The 16,639-nt window shown below is 53.1% G+C and carries 17 protein-coding genes; 3 read left to right on the forward strand and 14 right to left on the reverse strand.

Going from position 1 to position 16,639, the window contains the following annotated elements; all coding sequences use genetic code 11:
• Positions 1-5 precede the first annotated feature (5 nt).
• A complete protein-coding gene (mltF, locus tag FZF21_RS15810; protein WP_017383549.1) occupies positions 6-1,556 on the forward strand; it encodes a membrane-bound lytic murein transglycosylase MltF in 1,551 nt (516 codons plus the stop codon).
• On the opposite strand, the gene tadA is transcribed toward mltF, so the two are convergent.
• Genes tadA through murQ form a run of 4 tightly spaced genes read right to left on the reverse strand, consistent with a single transcriptional unit; the run spans position 1,444 to position 4,917 of the window.
• Positions 1,444-1,983, reverse strand: a complete 540-nt coding sequence (gene tadA / locus FZF21_RS15815) for a tRNA adenosine(34) deaminase TadA (protein WP_149121247.1) — start codon at positions 1,981-1,983, stop codon at positions 1,444-1,446. The genes mltF and tadA overlap by 113 nt on opposite strands.
• Positions 1,984-2,007: 24 nt before the next feature.
• Positions 2,008-2,643 carry a phosphatidylglycerophosphatase C gene (yfhb, locus tag FZF21_RS15820; protein ID WP_017383550.1) on the reverse strand — a complete coding sequence of 212 codons (636 nt, stop codon included), beginning with the start codon at positions 2,641-2,643 and terminating at the stop codon, positions 2,008-2,010.
• Between the two features lie 3 nt (positions 2,644-2,646).
• Positions 2,647-4,011, reverse strand: coding sequence for a PTS transporter subunit EIIC (locus FZF21_RS15825; protein WP_015572146.1), 1,365 nt, complete (start codon positions 4,009-4,011; stop codon positions 2,647-2,649).
• A 9-nt stretch (positions 4,012-4,020) separates the two neighbouring features.
• Positions 4,021-4,917 (reverse strand): N-acetylmuramic acid 6-phosphate etherase, encoded by an 897-nt coding sequence (gene murQ / locus FZF21_RS15830; protein ID WP_015572145.1) that lies wholly within the window; start codon positions 4,915-4,917, stop codon positions 4,021-4,023.
• A gap of 118 nt (positions 4,918-5,035) precedes the next feature.
• Here murQ and FZF21_RS15835 point away from each other — a divergent pair, with 118 nt between their 5' ends.
• Both FZF21_RS15835 and FZF21_RS15840 read left to right on the forward strand, forming a co-directional pair.
• A complete protein-coding gene (locus tag FZF21_RS15835) occupies positions 5,036-5,884 on the forward strand; it encodes a MurR/RpiR family transcriptional regulator (protein ID WP_003860702.1) in 849 nt (282 codons plus the stop codon).
• Positions 5,885-5,940: 56 nt separating this feature from the next.
• Positions 5,941-6,201: a YfhL family 4Fe-4S dicluster ferredoxin gene (locus tag FZF21_RS15840; protein ID WP_003860704.1), complete on the forward strand. Its 261-nt coding sequence runs from the start codon at positions 5,941-5,943 to the stop codon at positions 6,199-6,201.
• On the opposite strand, the gene acpS is transcribed toward FZF21_RS15840, so the two are convergent.
• The 10 genes from acpS to FZF21_RS15890 form a co-directional block, all read right to left on the reverse strand.
• Complete coding sequence (acpS, locus tag FZF21_RS15845; RefSeq protein ID WP_015572144.1) at positions 6,198-6,578, reverse strand: holo-ACP synthase; 381 nt, start codon at positions 6,576-6,578, stop codon at positions 6,198-6,200. The two genes, FZF21_RS15840 and acpS, sit on opposite strands and share 4 nt — an antisense overlap.
• On the reverse strand, positions 6,578-7,309 hold the full coding sequence (gene pdxJ / locus FZF21_RS15850; protein WP_015572143.1) for a pyridoxine 5'-phosphate synthase: 732 nt from the start codon (positions 7,307-7,309) through the stop codon (positions 6,578-6,580). Before pdxJ ends, acpS begins: the two co-directional genes overlap by 1 nt.
• A gap of 75 nt (positions 7,310-7,384) precedes the next feature.
• Positions 7,385-8,092 carry a DNA repair protein RecO gene (recO, locus tag FZF21_RS15855; protein WP_015572142.1) on the reverse strand — a complete coding sequence of 236 codons (708 nt, stop codon included), beginning with the start codon at positions 8,090-8,092 and terminating at the stop codon, positions 7,385-7,387.
• 17 nt (positions 8,093-8,109) lie between these two features.
• Entirely contained in the window at positions 8,110-9,015 is a 906-nt protein-coding gene (gene era, locus FZF21_RS15860; protein ID WP_003860709.1) for a GTPase Era, read from the reverse strand.
• A complete protein-coding gene (rnc, locus tag FZF21_RS15865; protein WP_003860711.1) occupies positions 9,012-9,692 on the reverse strand; it encodes a ribonuclease III in 681 nt (226 codons plus the stop codon). Before rnc ends, era begins: the two co-directional genes overlap by 4 nt.
• A 223-nt stretch (positions 9,693-9,915) precedes the next feature.
• On the reverse strand, positions 9,916-10,890 hold the full coding sequence (gene lepB / locus FZF21_RS15870) for a signal peptidase I (RefSeq protein WP_006811565.1): 975 nt from the start codon (positions 10,888-10,890) through the stop codon (positions 9,916-9,918).
• A gap of 15 nt (positions 10,891-10,905) precedes the next feature.
• Positions 10,906-12,711, reverse strand: a complete 1,806-nt coding sequence (gene lepA / locus FZF21_RS15875; protein WP_003860714.1) for a translation elongation factor 4 — start codon at positions 12,709-12,711, stop codon at positions 10,906-10,908.
• 182 nt (positions 12,712-12,893) lie between these two features.
• Complete coding sequence (locus tag FZF21_RS15880; RefSeq protein ID WP_244323620.1) at positions 12,894-13,091, reverse strand: hypothetical protein; 198 nt, start codon at positions 13,089-13,091, stop codon at positions 12,894-12,896.
• 595 nt (positions 13,092-13,686) lie between these two features.
• Complete coding sequence (locus FZF21_RS15885) at positions 13,687-14,619, reverse strand: RNA-guided endonuclease TnpB family protein (RefSeq protein WP_149121246.1); 933 nt, start codon at positions 14,617-14,619, stop codon at positions 13,687-13,689.
• 145 nt (positions 14,620-14,764) lie between these two features.
• Positions 14,765-16,561: a FliC/FljB family flagellin gene (locus tag FZF21_RS15890; RefSeq protein WP_149121245.1), complete on the reverse strand. Its 1,797-nt coding sequence runs from the start codon at positions 16,559-16,561 to the stop codon at positions 14,765-14,767.
• Between the last annotated feature and the right edge of the window lie 78 nt (positions 16,562-16,639).

Raw genomic sequence — 16,639 nt, forward strand, 5'->3', positions numbered from 1 at the left:
ACTAATTGAAAAAATTAAAGATTAATTATCTGCTCATCGGCATTGTTACGTTGCTGCTGGCAGTGGCCCTCTGGCCGTCTATCCCCTGGTTCGGCAAGGCCGAAAACCGTATCGCCGCCATTCAGGAGCGGGGGGAGTTGCGCGTCAGTACCCTCTCCTCCCCGCTTATTTACGATGATATCAACGGTAAAACCATCGGTCTTGATTACGAACTGGCACAGCTGTTTGCAGACTATCTGGGCGTGAAGCTGAAAGTTACCGTGCGGCAGAACATCAACCAGCTGTTTGATGATTTGGACCATGACCGTGCCGATATTCTCGCCGCAGGTCTGGTGTACAACAGCGAACGCAGCAAAAACTATCAGCCGGGCCCGACCTATTACTCCGTGTCGCAGCAGGTGGTTTATCGTGTGGGTAGCCTGCGTCCGCGCTCACTGGCCGACATCACCGACCAGCAATTGACCATTGCGCCAGGCCATGTGGTGATTGACGATCTGCGAGCGTTGAAAGAGAAAAAATACCCTAACCTCAGCTGGACGGTCGATCCTAAACTCGGCACGACCGAATTGCTGGAGCAGGTTAAAGATAAAAAGCTGGCCTATACCATTGCTGATTCGGTGGCGATTAGCCTTTTCCAGCGCGTTCATCCTGAAATCGCCGTGGCGCTGGATGTGACCGACGAACAGCCGGTGACCTGGTTTACCCAGCTGGATGACGATCAAACCGTCTCTGCGGCTATGCTCGATTTCTTTAATTCCATCAATGAAGACGGCACCCTGGCGCGCCTGGAAGAGAAATATCTCGGTCACGGGGACGATTTTGATTACGTTGACACCCGCACTTTCCTGCGCGCGGTGGACAGTGTGCTGCCGGACCTGCAACCGCTGTTTGAGAAGTACGCCGAGGAGATTGACTGGAAGCTGCTGGCGGCAATTTCCTACCAGGAATCGCACTGGGATGCTCAGGCCACCTCACCCACGGGCGTGCGCGGGTTGATGATGCTGACCAAAAATACCGCCCAGAGCCTCGGCATCAGCGACCGGACCGATGCGGAACAGAGCATCAGCGGCGGCGCGCAGTATTTACAGGATATGATGGCGAAAGTGCCGGAGACGGTCCCGGAAGGGGAGCGTATCTGGTTTGCGCTGGCCGCCTATAACATGGGTTATGCGCACATGCTCGACGCGCGGGCGCTGACGGCGAAAACTAAAGGTAATCCGGACAGCTGGTCAGATGTAAAACAGCGCCTGCCGCTGCTTAGCCAGAAACAGTGGTACCAGAAGCTGACGTACGGCTATGCGCGCGGGCATGAAGCGTATGCCTACGTGGAAAATATTCGTAAGTACCAGATAAGCCTGGTGGGATATCTGCTGGAGAAAGAAAAAGAGGCGGCCGAGGCGCAACAGCTGGCTGAAAGCTATCCGGTGGTCGCACCGGACGAGCTTAATCATCCTGCGGTTTCAATTCTGCCTTTTGTTGCTTTTTCTGCTGCCGACGCATTCGAAAAAAGTCACTTAACAGACCCGAACATTCTGGTGCAAGTACCCCGCCGATAGTTTTCACCTGGTGGTTCATCCCCGGATGCCCAAGTACGTCCATCAGTGAACCAGCAGCGCCCGTCTTTTCATCCCGCGCGCCAAACACCAGCGTACCGATTCGGCTGTGCAACATCGCCCCGGAGCACATTACGCACGGCTCAAGGGTGACATACAGGGTGGTATCAAGCAGACGATAGTTTTGCAGCACCAGTCCGCCCTGACGCAGCGCCATAATTTCAGCATGCGCGGTAGGATCGTGACGGCCAATCGGACGGTTCCACCCTTCCCCAATCACCTGATTGTTATGGACCAGTACCGCGCCCACGGGCACTTCGCCCTCTTCCCAGGCGCGCTGAGCCAGCGCCAGCGCATGGCGCATCCAGTATTCATGATTGTGTTCAGGGTTGGACAAGGGCTGATACTCCAGTCGAAAAGCGGGCGGCATTATACACAGCCGGTACAGATAAGACTATTCGAGTTGCTGAAGTTCGCCCAGAGGCGTGACGCGCCAGCGGTGCTGGCAAAAATAGAGCAGCGGGTTGTCCTGCTTGCTGTCGCTGTAGCCGCTGTACAGACGCAGCGGCGTACCGATGCGTTTCTCCAGCTGCACCACTTTTTCATGTCCGAGGCAGCGCATAGTCAGCACCCAGCCGCCGTAGCCGCGCGCGATTTGTGTCGCGATAAGATTCACGCGCGGCAGCCAGGGCGTATCAAAATAGACATGCTCCACCAGCGTCTGCGGGGAGCCGGTAATCAGCCAGATATCGGCATCGTTGGCGTCGAGATAGCTGGTCAGGCGCGCCTGTACCACGGGAAACGCGGCGACGTGCCCGCGAAACCAGTGCGCAAAATCCTGTTCGAGCTGCTTAAGGCGCGCTTCGCTATGACCAAACGTGCATCCCCAGAGCAGCAGGCTCATCGGCCAGCGCGCTGCACGGCCTTTCACCAGCAGCGCGATACCAATAACGGGTAACAGGGGTAATACCAGCAACGCGTTAAGGGGCTGGCGCCGCAGCAGGTAGCGCATAAAGGTGCCGAACATATCCTGCTGATGCAGCGTTCCATCCAGATCAAAAAAGACAACGCGACGCTCGTGACTGGCCAAACCTTACTCCTCTGGGTCGTTGAATCCTAACAGCCAGGTAAACAGGAACCCGGCGATCACCGCTACCAGATAGCCTAACAGATAGAGCATCACTTTTCCGGTCACGATGGTTAATGCCAGCGGTAAACCGGAGATCCCGAAGGTAATGACGGTCGCCACTTTCCAGTAGCTGATTAACGCCCCGCCCACCGCGCCACCGAGGCAGGCGGCCAGGAACGGCTTACCCAGCGGCAAGGTCACGCCGAAAATCAACGGTTCGCCGATACCGAGTAACCCGACCGGCAGCGCCCCTTTAATGACCTTTTTCAGACGCGCGTTGCGGGTTTTCATCAGCACCGCGATGGCCGCGCCGACCTGCCCAACGCCCGCCATCGACAGGATCGGCAGCAGTGCGTTATAGCCGTGCGCCTGTACCAGTTCGACGTGGATCGGCACCAGCCCCTGATGCAGACCGGTCAGCACTAACGGCAGGAAGGTCCCGGACAGCACGGCCCCCACCAGCAGCCCGCCGCGATCGATCGCCAGAGACGCGCCGTGGGCGATGGCTTCAGAGATCGCGCCGCCTAACGGTTGCAGCGCCACAATCGCCACGCTCCCGGTAATCAATGTGGTCAGCAGCGGGTTGAGGATCAGCTCAATCGAGCCTGGCAGCAACGCGCGCAGCTTTTTCTCGATCCAGCACATCAGAATGACCACCAGCAGCACGGCAATCACCCCACCGCGGCCTGGCTGAAGCGCCTCGCCAAACAGCGTAATCTGCGCCAGCTGCGGGCTGGAGAGGATACCCGCCATTACGCCGCCCATCGCCAGCGAGCCGCCGAACACTTTGGCCGTGTTTACCCCCACCAGAATGTTCATGATGGCAAACACCGCGCTGCCGAAAATCGCCAGAATACCCAGCAGGTTCGGATACTGGGTGGCGAAATTCCCGACAATATCCGGACGCTTGAGGATATTGATAATCCCGGTGATCAGCCCCGATGCGATAAACGCCGGGATCAGAGGAATAAAGACGTTTGCCAGCTGGCGCAGCGCATCGCTCATGGGGGCTTTGTATTTGGCTTTCGCCTGCGCTTTGGTGCGTTCCGCGTCGTCAAAGGCGGGAGCCGTTTCACTGCCCGTCATCAGGGCGCGCATGGCATCAACCACCTGCGCCGCTTTGCCCGGACCGACAATCAGCTGGTGCTGTTGCCCCTGTTTAACGTACCCGCTCACGCCGGGGAGCTGCTTCAGGCGCGTTAAATCAAGCTTTTCGTCGTTGTGCACCTCGACGCGTACACGCGTCATGCAGTTTTCCAGACGCTGAATATTTTTTTCCCCACCGATCCCAAGCAGGATGTCGCTGGCGAGCGCTGCTGTTTTGTCCATACACGCCTCTTATTGGTGTTCTAATGCCGCCCGTAAAAACCCGTGATGGGCTTCGAGCCTGGCTCTGGCCGCGGCTGCATCCAGCCCGGTTAATATCATCAGAATGGCGGGTTTGACGTCGTAATCGGTCTGTTTGAGTACCGCTTCCGCCTCTTCCCGACCTGCCCCTGTCGCCTCTATCACCATGCGGCAGGCTCTGTCCACCAGCTTGACGTTGGTGGCCTGCATATCCACCATCAGGTTTTGGTAGACCTTGCCGAATTTCACCATCGCGCCGGTGGAGATCATATTGAGCACCAGCTTCTGCGCGGTTCCCGATTTCAGGCGCGTGGAGCCGGTGAGCGCTTCCGGCCCGACGACCGGAGAGATGGCAATGGCGGCCACCTGCGCAATCGGCGAACCCGGGTTACAAGAGATGGCCACCGTGGTACATCCCGTCTGTCTGGCGTATTCCAGCCCACCAATGACGTACGGCGTACGACCAGAAGCCGCCAGCCCGACGACCAGATCCTGCGCGGTCAGGTTCAGCGCCCTGAGATCGTCTTCCCCAAGCTGTTTATTGTCTTCTGCCCCTTCCACCGCTTTCAGCAGCGCGCCGGGGCCACCGGCAATCAGGCCAACGACCAGACCGTGCGGAACGCCAAAGGTCGGGGGACATTCTGAGGCATCCAGCACACCGAGTCGCCCACTGGTACCCGCCCCCATGTAAATAATGCGTCCTCCTGCTTTCAGAGCGTCGGCAGCGGCGTCTACGGCTTTCGCCACCTCGGGCAATGTCTCTTTGACTGCCAGCGCGACGAGGGTATCCTGTTGATTAAAGCGGTTTACCAGCTCCAGCGTGGACAGTGCATCAAGATCCATGGTTTGCGGGTTACGCGTTTCAGAAACAAGAGAGCCTAGATTCATGTTATTTACCTCTGGAATTTTTAATTCATAATAAACGCACTATAATGGAATATAAAATTCATTCAGGCGAGCAAAATTCGTATTTGCGCGGGTAATCACATTTTCGCCAGGAGACCGTATGAACTGTTTAATTCGTATTCGCCAGCGCTACGCAGGGTTTGCCCAGAGTGACAAAAAGCTGGCGGATTATTTACTTTCCCAGCCCGATCGCGCGCGACACCTCAGCTCCCAGCAGCTGGCAGGCGAAGCCGGGGTGAGCCAGTCGAGCGTGGTGAAATTTGCCCAGAAGATAGGCTATAAAGGCTTTCCGGCGCTAAAACTGGCGATCAGTGAAGCACTGGTAAGCAACCCTAATCCGCAGTCAATGCCGGTGCATAACCAGATCCGCGGCGACGATCCGATGCGTCTGGTCGGCGAAAAGCTGATCAAAGAGAACGTGGCGGCAATGCATGCCACGCTGGATGTGAACACGGAAGAGAAGCTGCTGGAAAGCGTAGCCATGCTTCGCGACGCGCGGCGTATTGTGTTGACCGGGATCGGCGCCTCCGGACTGGTTGCGCGTAACTTTGGCTGGAAGCTGACAAAAATCGGCTATAACGCCATCGTTGAACAGGATATGCACGCGCTGCTGGCGACCGTGCAGGCCATGGATCCTGACGATTTACTGCTGGCCATCTCCTATTCCGGCGAGCGCCGTGAAATTAATATGGCTACCGACGAAGCCCTGCGCGTAGGAGGAAAAATTCTGGCGATTACTGGCTTCAGCCCGAATGCGCTCCAGCAGCGGGCCACCCGCTGTCTGTATACCATCGCCGAGGAACAGGCCACTCGCAGTGCGGCGATTTCGTCGACGAGTGCGCAGATGATGCTGACGGACCTGCTGTTTATGGCGCTGGTTCAGCAGGATCTGGAGCGTGCGCCAGAGCGTATTCGTCACAGCGAAGAGCTGGTAAAAAAACTGGTCTGAACAACGAATGAGCGTATAATGCCCGCCCTGTTTGTGATGTTTCTGAGAATTTCCTGATGGCGCTGTTAATCACCAAAAAATGCATCAACTGCGATATGTGCGAACCCGAATGCCCGAACGAGGCGATTTCGATGGGCGACAGCATTTATGAGATTAACAGTGACCGCTGCACCGAATGTATCGGCCACTATGAGACGCCGACCTGCCAGAAGGTGTGCCCCATTCCCAATACGATCTTAAAAGATCCGGCACACGTCGAGAACGAAGAACAGCTGTGGGATAAGTTTGTCCTGATGCACCATGCGGACAAAATTTAACTCTCGATGATCACCGTCGCACAGGCGTAGTGGCGTTCATCTGCAAGCGTTACGTGCATGTGCGCCACGCCCAGCTTTTCCGCCAGCTTAAGCGCCTCGCCCCATAAACGCAGACGTGGCTTACCCAGCTCATCGTTAAACACTTCAAACTGGTTAAACGCCAGGCCGTTACGAATGCCCGTGCCGAACGCTTTCGCCGCCGCCTCTTTTACCGCGAAACGCTTTGCCAGAAAGCGCACCGGCTGTTGATGCGCCTCCCAGATAGCCCATTCGTTATCGCTCAGCACGCGTCTTGCGAGGCGATCGCCGCTCCGGGCGATCACCGCTTCAATGCGGGCTATTTCAACGATGTCGGTGCCTAAGCCCAGAATAGCCATTACTGACGCGCTTCCAGCATCAGGCGCTTCATCTCGGAAACCGCTTCTTTAAGACCGCTCATCACCGCGCGGCCAATGATGGCGTGGCCGATGTTCAGCTCGTGCATTTCCGGCAGGGCAGCGATGGCTTTTACGTTGTGATAGGTCAGGCCGTGACCGGCGTTAACCTTCAGTCCCAGGCTCGCGGCGTAGGTTGCCGCTTTGGCGATTCGCTCCAGCTCTTTCGCCTGCGCTGCATCGTTTTCGGCATCGGCATAGCAGCCGGTGTGAATTTCAATATACGGCGCCCCCACGTCGGCAGCGGCTTTAATCTGGGTGAAATCGGCGTCGATAAACAGAGAAACCAGGATACCGGCATCCGCCAGGCGTTTGCAGGCATCGCGCATTTTGTCGAGCTGCCCGGCCACATCCAGACCGCCTTCGGTGGTCACTTCCTGACGCTTTTCCGGCACCAGGCAGCAAAAATGCGGTTTGGTCTCGCAGGCAATCGCCAGCATCTCTTCGGTGACCGCCATCTCCAGATTCATGCGGGTGTCCAGCGTCTGACGCAGGATGCGCACGTCCCGGTCGGTGATGTGGCGACGATCTTCACGCAGGTGAACGGTAATGCCGTCGGCGCCAGCCTGCTCAGCGATAAACGCCGCCTGAACCGGATCGGGATACGCGGTACCGCGTGCATTACGTAACGTGGCGATGTGATCGATGTTGACGCCTAACAGTAATTCAGCCATGACAATCCTCGGTATTTTTGTTCATTTACCTTCTCCCTCCCCCTCCGGGAGAGGGCTGGGGTGAGGGGTAAAACATTAGCGTTTCGGCATAAACTGCCTGAATAATTCGCGGCTCTTTAAAGGTTTGCCCCCAAGATACGGCTTGAGCGCAATTCGGGTAAAGCGTTTTGCCGCACGCAGGGTGTCGGCGTCCGGGAACTCGCGTTCATACAGTGCTCTGAGCTGGCGCCCGGTAAAGGTGCTGTTATCGACGACGACACTGGCAATAAAGCCCTTTTCCTCACGATAGCGATAGGTCATGGTATCTTCTACCTCGTCGCCGCTTCCCGCACAGTGCAGAAAATCAACGCCGTAACCAAGGTGTCCGAGCAGCGCCAGTTCGAAACGACGCAGAACAGGCTCAGGGGTGCCGGTTGCGCCAGCAAGTGCCTGAATACAGTGCAGGTAATCAAAGAAAAGTTCAGAGAAGCGGGTCTCATGTTCAAGAACCCGTGAGATGAGTTCGTTAACATACAAACCGCTGTAGAGCGTGATACCAGAAAGAGGAAGCGCCAGGGAGACGGCTTCAGCACTGCGCAGGGTTTTGACTTCCCCTCGCCCGCCAAAGCGGACCAGCAGCGGGGTGAAAGGCTGCAAGGCACCTTTCAGATTAGAACGTCTGGAACGTGCGCCTTTGGCAACAAGGCGCACGCGACCGGACTCTTCCGTGAAGACGTCCAGCATCAGGCTGGTTTCGCTCCAGGGACGACTATGCAGGACAAAGGCGCGCTGCCATCCATCCATATGCTCGTCGTCTTAGGTTACTGATCTTCGCCGTAACCGAGGCTGCGCAGCGCACGCTCATCATCGGCCCAGCCAGATTTCACTTTCACCCACAGTTCCAGGTGAACCGGTGCTTCAAACATGTCCTGCATGTCTTTACGGGCTTCGATTCCGATAGTTTTGATCTTGGCGCCTTTATTGCCGATCACCATCTTCTTCTGCCCTTCACGCTCAACGAGGATCAGACCGTTAATATCGTAGCCGCCACGCTCGTTGCTCTGGAAACGCTCGATCTCCACCGTCACAGAATACGGCAGTTCAGCGCCCAGGAAACGCATCAGCTTCTCACGGATGATTTCAGACGCCATAAAACGCTGAGAGCGATCGGTGATGTAGTCTTCCGGGAAGTGATGAGTCGCTTCCGGCAGATGCTTGCGCACGATACCCGCGATGGTATCAACGTTCAGACCCGTTTCCGCAGACAGCGGGACGATGTCCAGGAAGTTCATCTGGCTGCCCAGCCATTGCAGGTGCGGCAGCAGATCGGCTTTTTCCTGCACGTTGTCCACTTTATTGACTGCGAGGATCACCGGCGTTTTGCCGTCGCGCAGCTTGTTCAGGACCATTTCGTCGTCCGGCGTCCAGCGGGTGCCTTCCACAACGAAAATCACCAGCTCTACGTCGCCAATGGAGCTGCTCGCCGCCTTGTTCATCAGACGGTTGATGGCGCGCTTCTCTTCCATGTGCAGGCCCGGTGTATCGACGTAGATCGCCTGATACGCGCCTTCAGTATGGATACCGACAATGCGGTGACGCGTGGTCTGCGCCTTACGCGAGGTGATAGAAATCTTCTGCCCAAGCAGATTATTCAGCAGGGTGGATTTGCCAACGTTCGGACGTCCGACGATGGCAATAAATCCGCAATAGGTTTTGTCGATGCTCATTCCAGCTCCAGCATTTTTAACGCCTGTTCGGCGGCAGCCTGTTCAGCCTTACGACGGCTTGAACCCGTGCCGACCACCGGTTCACTCAGGCCACTGACCTGGCAATGGATGGTAAATTCCTGATCGTGGGCTTCGCCACGCACCTGCACCACCAGATAGGATGGCAGCGGCAGATGACGACCCTGCAAATATTCTTGCAGACGCGTTTTAGGATCTTTTTGTTTATCGCCCGGGCTGATTTCGTCCAGGCGGGTCTGATACCAGTTAAGGATCAGCTTTTCTACGGTCTGGATATCGCTGTCCAGAAACACGCCACCGATCAATGCCTCGACCGTATCGGCAAGGATGGATTCACGACGGAAACCACCACTTTTCAGCTCACCTGGCCCCAGACGCAGGCATTCACCCAGCTCAAATTCGCGTGCGATTTCAGCGAGGGTATTGCCGCGCACCAGCGTGGCGCGCATGCGGCTCATATCACCTTCGTCCACACGCGGAAAACGATGATAAAGCGCATTTGCAATCACAAAACTTAAAATAGAGTCGCCTAAAAACTCGAGACGCTCATTATGTTTGCTGCTGGCACTGCGATGGGTTAATGCCTGTTGCAACAACTCCTGATGATGAAAAGTGTAGCCCAGCTTCCGTTGAAGCCGATTAATTACGATGGGGTTCATGCGATACCAATAAATGAATGCGTCAAAAATGCAGCACACGAAACCGACCTGAGAAAACCAACGCGGTTTCGTGTGCCGTGGCACCCTTGCAGGGCCAACCTTAAACTTCGGGGGAATATTCTATACACAACGACAGGGGATGTCGTTAGTTCAAAGAGATTTATCGCTGAAATAATTCACGTAGCGGCGAATAAAAGCCGCTACGTGTTATTTTTGGCGAAAATTAATGAATTCCGCCAATACGATTCAGGCGAACGCCGGTCGGCCACTCGCCTTCCTGCTTCTCAAAACTCATCCAGATAGCGGTTGCTTTACCGACCAGATTCGCTTCCGGCACAAAGCCCCAGTAACGGCTGTCCGCAGAGTTATCGCGGTTATCACCCATCATGAAGTAGTGTCCCGGCGGCACAATCCAGGTCGCCAGCTGTTGGCCTGGCTGCTGGTAGTACATTGCCAACTGATCCTGTGCGATGGGCACGGTCAGAATGCGGTGAGTAACATCGCCCAGCGTCTCTTTGCGTTCAACCAGACGAATGCCATTCTCTTTGGTTTCACCTTTTGGCACCTGGAAGAATCCGCTGGTCGCTTCACCGCCGTTACGGCGGGCGAAGGTCTGCACAAAATCAGCTGGCTCAACGTTGGAGTAAGTGACTGGCAGCGCATTTTCACATGCGGTGCCAGAGCTACAGCCTGGCTGAATGGTCACCTCTTTCGCCACCGGATCGTAGGTCACTTTATCGCCCGGCAGACCTACCGCGCGTTTAATATAATCCAGCCGCGGATCTTCCGGATATTTAAACACCACGATGTCGCCACGTTTCGGATGACCCGTTTCGATCAGCGTTTTCTGGTAGATCGGATCTTTGATGCCATAGGCAAACTTCTCAACCAGAATGAAATCACCGATCAGCAGCGTTGGCATCATCGATCCTGACGGGATCTGGAACGGTTCATAGATAAATGAACGCACCACCAGCACAATCGCCAGCACCGGGAATACCGATGCCCCTGTTTCCAGCCAGCCCGGTTTTGGGCCGACTTTTTTCAGGGTTTTCGCGTCCAGCGCATCGCCCGTGGCTGCCTGCGCGGCAGCCTGACGTTCACGGCGTTTTGGGGCGAAGATAAACTTATCGAGGCACCACAACAGACCTGTCACCAGGGTAGCGATGACCAGGATCAGGGCAAACATGTTCGCCATGCCAACTCCTTAAGGTTATTTACCGTTACCGTCTTTACCAACATGAAGGATGGCAAGGAATGCTTCCTGCGGCAGCTCAACGTTACCGACCTGCTTCATACGCTTCTTACCTTCTTTCTGCTTCTGCAACAGCTTTTTCTTACGGCTGACGTCGCCGCCGTAGCACTTAGCCAGAACGTTTTTACGCAGCTGCTTCACGGTTGAACGGGCAATGATGTGGTTACCAATGGCCGCCTGAATCGCAATGTCAAACTGCTGACGCGGGATCAGATCTTTCATCTTCTCAACCAGCTCACGACCACGATACGGTGCGTTATCGTTGTGGGTGATCAGCGCCAGCGCATCCACACGCTCGCCGTTGATCAGCACGTCCACACGAACCATGTTCGAGGCCTGGAAGCGTTTGAAGTTGTAGTCCAGCGACGCATAGCCACGGGAGGTAGACTTCAGACGGTCGAAGAAGTCGAGCACCACTTCTGCCATCGGAATTTCATAGGTCAGCGCCACCTGGTTACCGTGGTAAACCATGTTGGTCTGCACGCCACGCTTCTCAATACACAGGGTGATCACGTTACCGAGGAACTCCTGCGGCAGCAGCATGTGACACTCTGCGATTGGCTCGCGCAGTTCCTGAATATTATTCAGCGGCGGGAGCTTGGACGGGCTGTCGACGTAGATCACCTCTTTCGAGGTGGTTTCTACTTCGTAGACAACCGTCGGGGCGGTGGTGATCAGATCCAGATCGTATTCACGCTCCAGACGTTCCTGAATGATCTCCATGTGCAGCAGACCGAGGAAGCCACAGCGGAAGCCAAAGCCCAGCGCCGTTGAGCTTTCTGGCTCGTAGAACAGGGAGGCATCGTTGAGGCTCAGCTTTCCGAGCGCATCGCGGAAGTTTTCGTAATCGTCAGAGCTGACCGGGAACAGACCCGCATAAACCTGCGGTTTCACCTTTTTGAAGCCTGGCAGCGCTTTATCTGCCGGGTTACGTGCACCGGTCAGGGTATCACCCACCGGCGCGCCGAGGATGTCTTTAATGGCACAGACCAGCCAGCCCACTTCGCCGCATTTCAGTTCGGTACGGTCAACCTGTTTTGGCGTGAAGATGCCCAGACGGTCAGCGTTGTAGACCTGGCCGGTGCTCATGACCTTGATTTTGTCGCCTTTACGCATGGTGCCGTTTTTAATACGCACCAGCGAGACAACGCCGAGGTAGTTATCAAACCAGGAGTCGATGATCAGCGCCTGTAGCGGCGCATCCGGGTCGCCTTCCGGCGGCGGAATATCACGCACCAGACGTTCCAGTACGTCCGGAACACCGACACCGGTTTTCGCCGAGCAGCGCACTGCATCGGTCGCATCAATACCGACGATGTCTTCAATCTCTTCCGCTACGCGCTCAGGATCGGCGGCTGGCAGGTCGATTTTATTCAGAACCGGCACCACTTCGAGATCCATTTCCATGGCGGTGTAGCAGTTTGCCAGCGTCTGGGCCTCTACGCCCTGCCCGGCATCCACCACCAGCAGCGCGCCTTCGCAGGCCGCCAGCGAGCGTGACACTTCATAAGAGAAGTCAACGTGCCCTGGGGTGTCGATAAAGTTCAGCTGATAGGTTTCACCATCGGAAGCTTTATAGTCGAGCGTCACGCTCTGCGCTTTGATGGTAATACCGCGTTCGCGTTCCAGGTCCATGGAGTCCAGAACCTGGGCTGCCATTTCACGATCAGACAGGCCACCGCAAATCTGGATAATACGGTCAGACAGCGTCGACTTACCGTGGTCAATGTGAGCAATGATGGAGAAATTTCTTATGTTCTTCATATTTATGAATTTATTTACTCGCTATGCGGATTAAATCTTCTTGATGGACACAGCGGTGGACACTCCACAGTAACTACCCCATCAACGACTGGCATGCATATTACACTGTAGCGCCCAAATCGTCAGCATACGATCTCCTGTTCATCGAGTGATAACGAGTGGCTACGGTTAAGCAATGTAAATTAAATTGTTGGGCAGTCATCATCACCCAGCGCGCGGTTGAAGAAGAACATCACCCTACCCAGCACTTCTACTCCTTCAAGCGCTGATCCCTCAATCGCTTCACCATCATCCGTAATGAGCGCCATGCCCATGAGTTTTGCAAATTGTGTGTGGCCGTCGCACAGAATCAACAACACATCACCTGGCGTCTTCTTCATTACAGGTTCGATTACCGCAAAGCCTTTATCAGTTTCGAAGCTCGCTCTGCAACTCTTACTATCGCCCCATCACCGGCCAGTCGCCGCCCGTTTTGCATACGACAGGCGGATGTTTACTTTACTCGTTCTATTAAGAATATTGCGTGTATTACTCAGATTTTTTTATCTTCTTTTTCTGCCTCATAAATTGCTCCTATACTTCAATTTCCACTCATTGTTCCGTAGACAGCCAATAGAGCAGTCAAGTAATCCTATTTTGTAAACAAGCTTGGTAACCTGAGTCTGTCGCTGACCCAGTAAGTTTAAGCCTATTTTCAAGAATCACTGAGGGGCGGTACTAGTTGAGATACCGAGTAGTTTATAAATTACGTTTTGAGTTAGCTTTTAACTTTCACAACTGAAAACTCGCAAATCCATTTCAACATACTTATATACTTCTACTTGTAAAGTATTGGACCAGACGTTGACATTCTCAATAACAATCAAGAGATTCTTGCTTCAACGGAAGTTGAATTAACCTTCCTCCACAAGCAGAACGACATGCCCTGCCGCTTAAAATTCATCACATAGTACAACATCATCACGGAAAAAACCGTTACAAGAGTTTACTCTCTCGGCGAATAATTTCACCACCCAGCCACTCTTGTTTGTATATCAACTGCCTGACAAATTCGTATCTCATACTCAGAGTGTTATCGTTCTTGGCAGATACAGAATCCATCAAGTTCACAACCTCAACAACTGCGTGATTTTTACAAATTGCCGTGGTTGCTTTATGAATATTATCAAGTCTTATCCTTGCTGCCTTTGATCTTACTCTATCAATTTTACCTTTGGTTTTTAGCCAATTTTTGCTGTATTTTTTTCTTCTCGTCAGTGTTTTATTGAGACGGATTAACTTTTTCTTTTCTTCCGCTTGGTAAGTGTTATCACCGCCAACCCCAGATGACAGATGAACGCTATTCACATTATTAAGTACAATTGTAGTTTTGATATCAGAGGGGTGTATTGGATCAGGAACTGTTTGCTCTGTATTAAAACTGATATACCATTTTCCCTGATTAAGGGAAATAGTTGCATTTTTTAAATCACCAATAATTTCACGGCTCTTGCGATACTTTACCCAGCCGACTTTAGGGAGAGACACCAGTTTTTTTTCTTGATCTACTCTAACCCTTTGGCATGGTATACGGAAAGAATCATGCCGACCTTTCTTTTTAAACTTTGGATATTGTGATTTGCCGGTGAAAAAGTTTCTGAATGCTCTGTCTAAATCTCTTAACGATTGCTGTAAACACTGAGATGGAGCTTCTTTCAACCAAGAAAGGCTCTCTTCATTCTTCCATTCCACTAATTCAGAAGCCAGCTGATTGTAGCCTATGAATTTTTTACCCGAACGGTAATTCTCGTTAAGAAGAGCAAGGCCTTTGTTGTAAACAAAACGACAGGAACCAGCAAAGGCCAAAAAGTCAAATAACTGACCTTTGTTTGGTTCAAGCAAAAATTTGAATGCCTGTTTTTTAATCACAACTGGACCTGTGTAAACGGAGCAAAACTGGTGAAATGCTAAATCATCGTGCGAGCTTTGATTAGCGGATTTGACTACTTTTAACGAGCTTATTCAGCCAATAAAAAAGCCCCACATATATGGGGCTTTGACACTTAATATGAAATTAGCCTTGCAGCAGAGACAGAACCTGCTGAGGAACCTGGTTAGCTTTGGACAGCACGGAGTTACCAGCCTGCTGAATGATCTGCGCTTTGGACATATTCGACACTTCAGTCGCATAGTCGGCATCCTGAATACGGGACTGCGCTTCAGACAGGTTAGTGGTGGTGTTGTTCAAGTTAGTTACAGCAGAGCTCAGACGGTTCTGTACTGCACCCAGAGAAGAACGGAACTTATCGATAGAGCTGATAGCGTCGTCCAAGGCTTTCAGTGGATCTGTTGTAGTTGCCGCTTTAGTAGTCGCATCTGTGGTAAAGGTACCATCCTTAGATACATATACAGCTTTTCCAGAACCATTAGTGATGGAACCGTCTTTCTGAAGGAAAATCTCTTGCTCATTGCTGGTAGTCAAAGTTCCGTCTGCATTAGTAAAGGCCGCAGAGAAAGTTGTACCATCAGCTGTAGTTGTAATATCACCATTTGCAGCAACTTTAATATCACCAACAGTTGTGGTGGCACCATCACCAGCAGAATCAATTGTAAAGGCAACGCCTTTAGTGGCAGATTGCAGGGAATCCGCGCTGATTCGAGCATCCTTTACAGTAATAGCACCGCCAGTTGCAGATTCATTAGCAAGAGCGGCATCACCAGCCAAATGGATTTTAGCACCGTCTTCTGTGGTGATATCAACCGCAACAGCAACGGCAGGATTGGTAGCGTCGGCAGCAGCACTATGGTTTTTAGTCAGACCATCAAGTGTTGCAGTTGTAACAGCACCGGCGCTGTTCTGAGTCAGGTTACCTGTCGAATCAATGAAGAGTGCAGAACCATCTTTAGCGGTGATTTTACCATCGCTAGCCAGCACAACATTAACAGACGTGCCACCAATATCAATTTTTAGGTTAGCTGTATCACCAGCTTTAGGCGTCAGGAAAGATTGAAGCTTAGCGCTATTGCTTGGAGTCGTTGCATCTCCAGCGCTAATAGTTCCCGTGTAAGTAAAATCGTTAGTATCTTTATGATATTTATAGTTATTACCGGTGACGCTATCAAAACCACTTGAAACAGTAGCATTAATTACTGCCTTGTCACCTATGCTGGAAAACACGTCAGCCTTAGTAGATGCATTGAGGCCAGCGCTTACCGTATACTTAGTCACACCATTCGAATCGGCTTCCGGATCCGCAATAGCAATGCCAGCGGCTGTCTTAGCAAGCTGAGCGGCGGCCAGGTCAGATTTAGTAGCAGCAGTATTGGCAACTGAACCTGCACCGTTAACATTGAAACCAGTCAGACCCAAAGTTTCAGAGTCGATTTGTTTCAGATCGATAGTGATAGTCTGGCCATCGTTCGCACCAACCTGAATTTTCATAGAGCCGTCTTTAGCCAGCACGTTCACACCGTTGAACTGAGTCTGACCGGAAACGCGGTCAATTTCGTCCAGACGGGATTTGATTTCGTCCTGGATGGAGTCCAGGTCAGACTGGGAGTTAGTACCTGTAGAAGACTGAACGGTAAGTTCACGGATACGCTGTAGGTTGTTGTTGATTTCAGACAGTGCGCCTTCAGTGGTCTGCGCAACGGAGATACCGTCATTGGCGTTACGCGCAGCCTGAGTCAGACCTTTAATGTTAGAGGTGAAGCGGTTGGCAATCGCCTGGCCAGCAGCGTCATCTTTTGCACTATTGATACGCAGGCCGGATGACAGACGCTCAATGGCTGTTGACATCGCAGACTGGTTCTTGTTGATGTTGTTCTGAGTGATCAGCGAGAGGCTGTTGGTATTGATGACTTGTGCCATGATAGTAATTCCTATTTGACTGAACTTAAATTAAGTTTACGGCTTCCACCATTTGGCTCCTGCGCCGCTATGTTCACT

The sequence above is a fragment of the Enterobacter sp. LU1 genome, assembly GCF_008271405.2.
Taxonomy (GTDB): Bacteria; Pseudomonadota; Gammaproteobacteria; order Enterobacterales; family Enterobacteriaceae; genus Enterobacter; species Enterobacter hormaechei_C.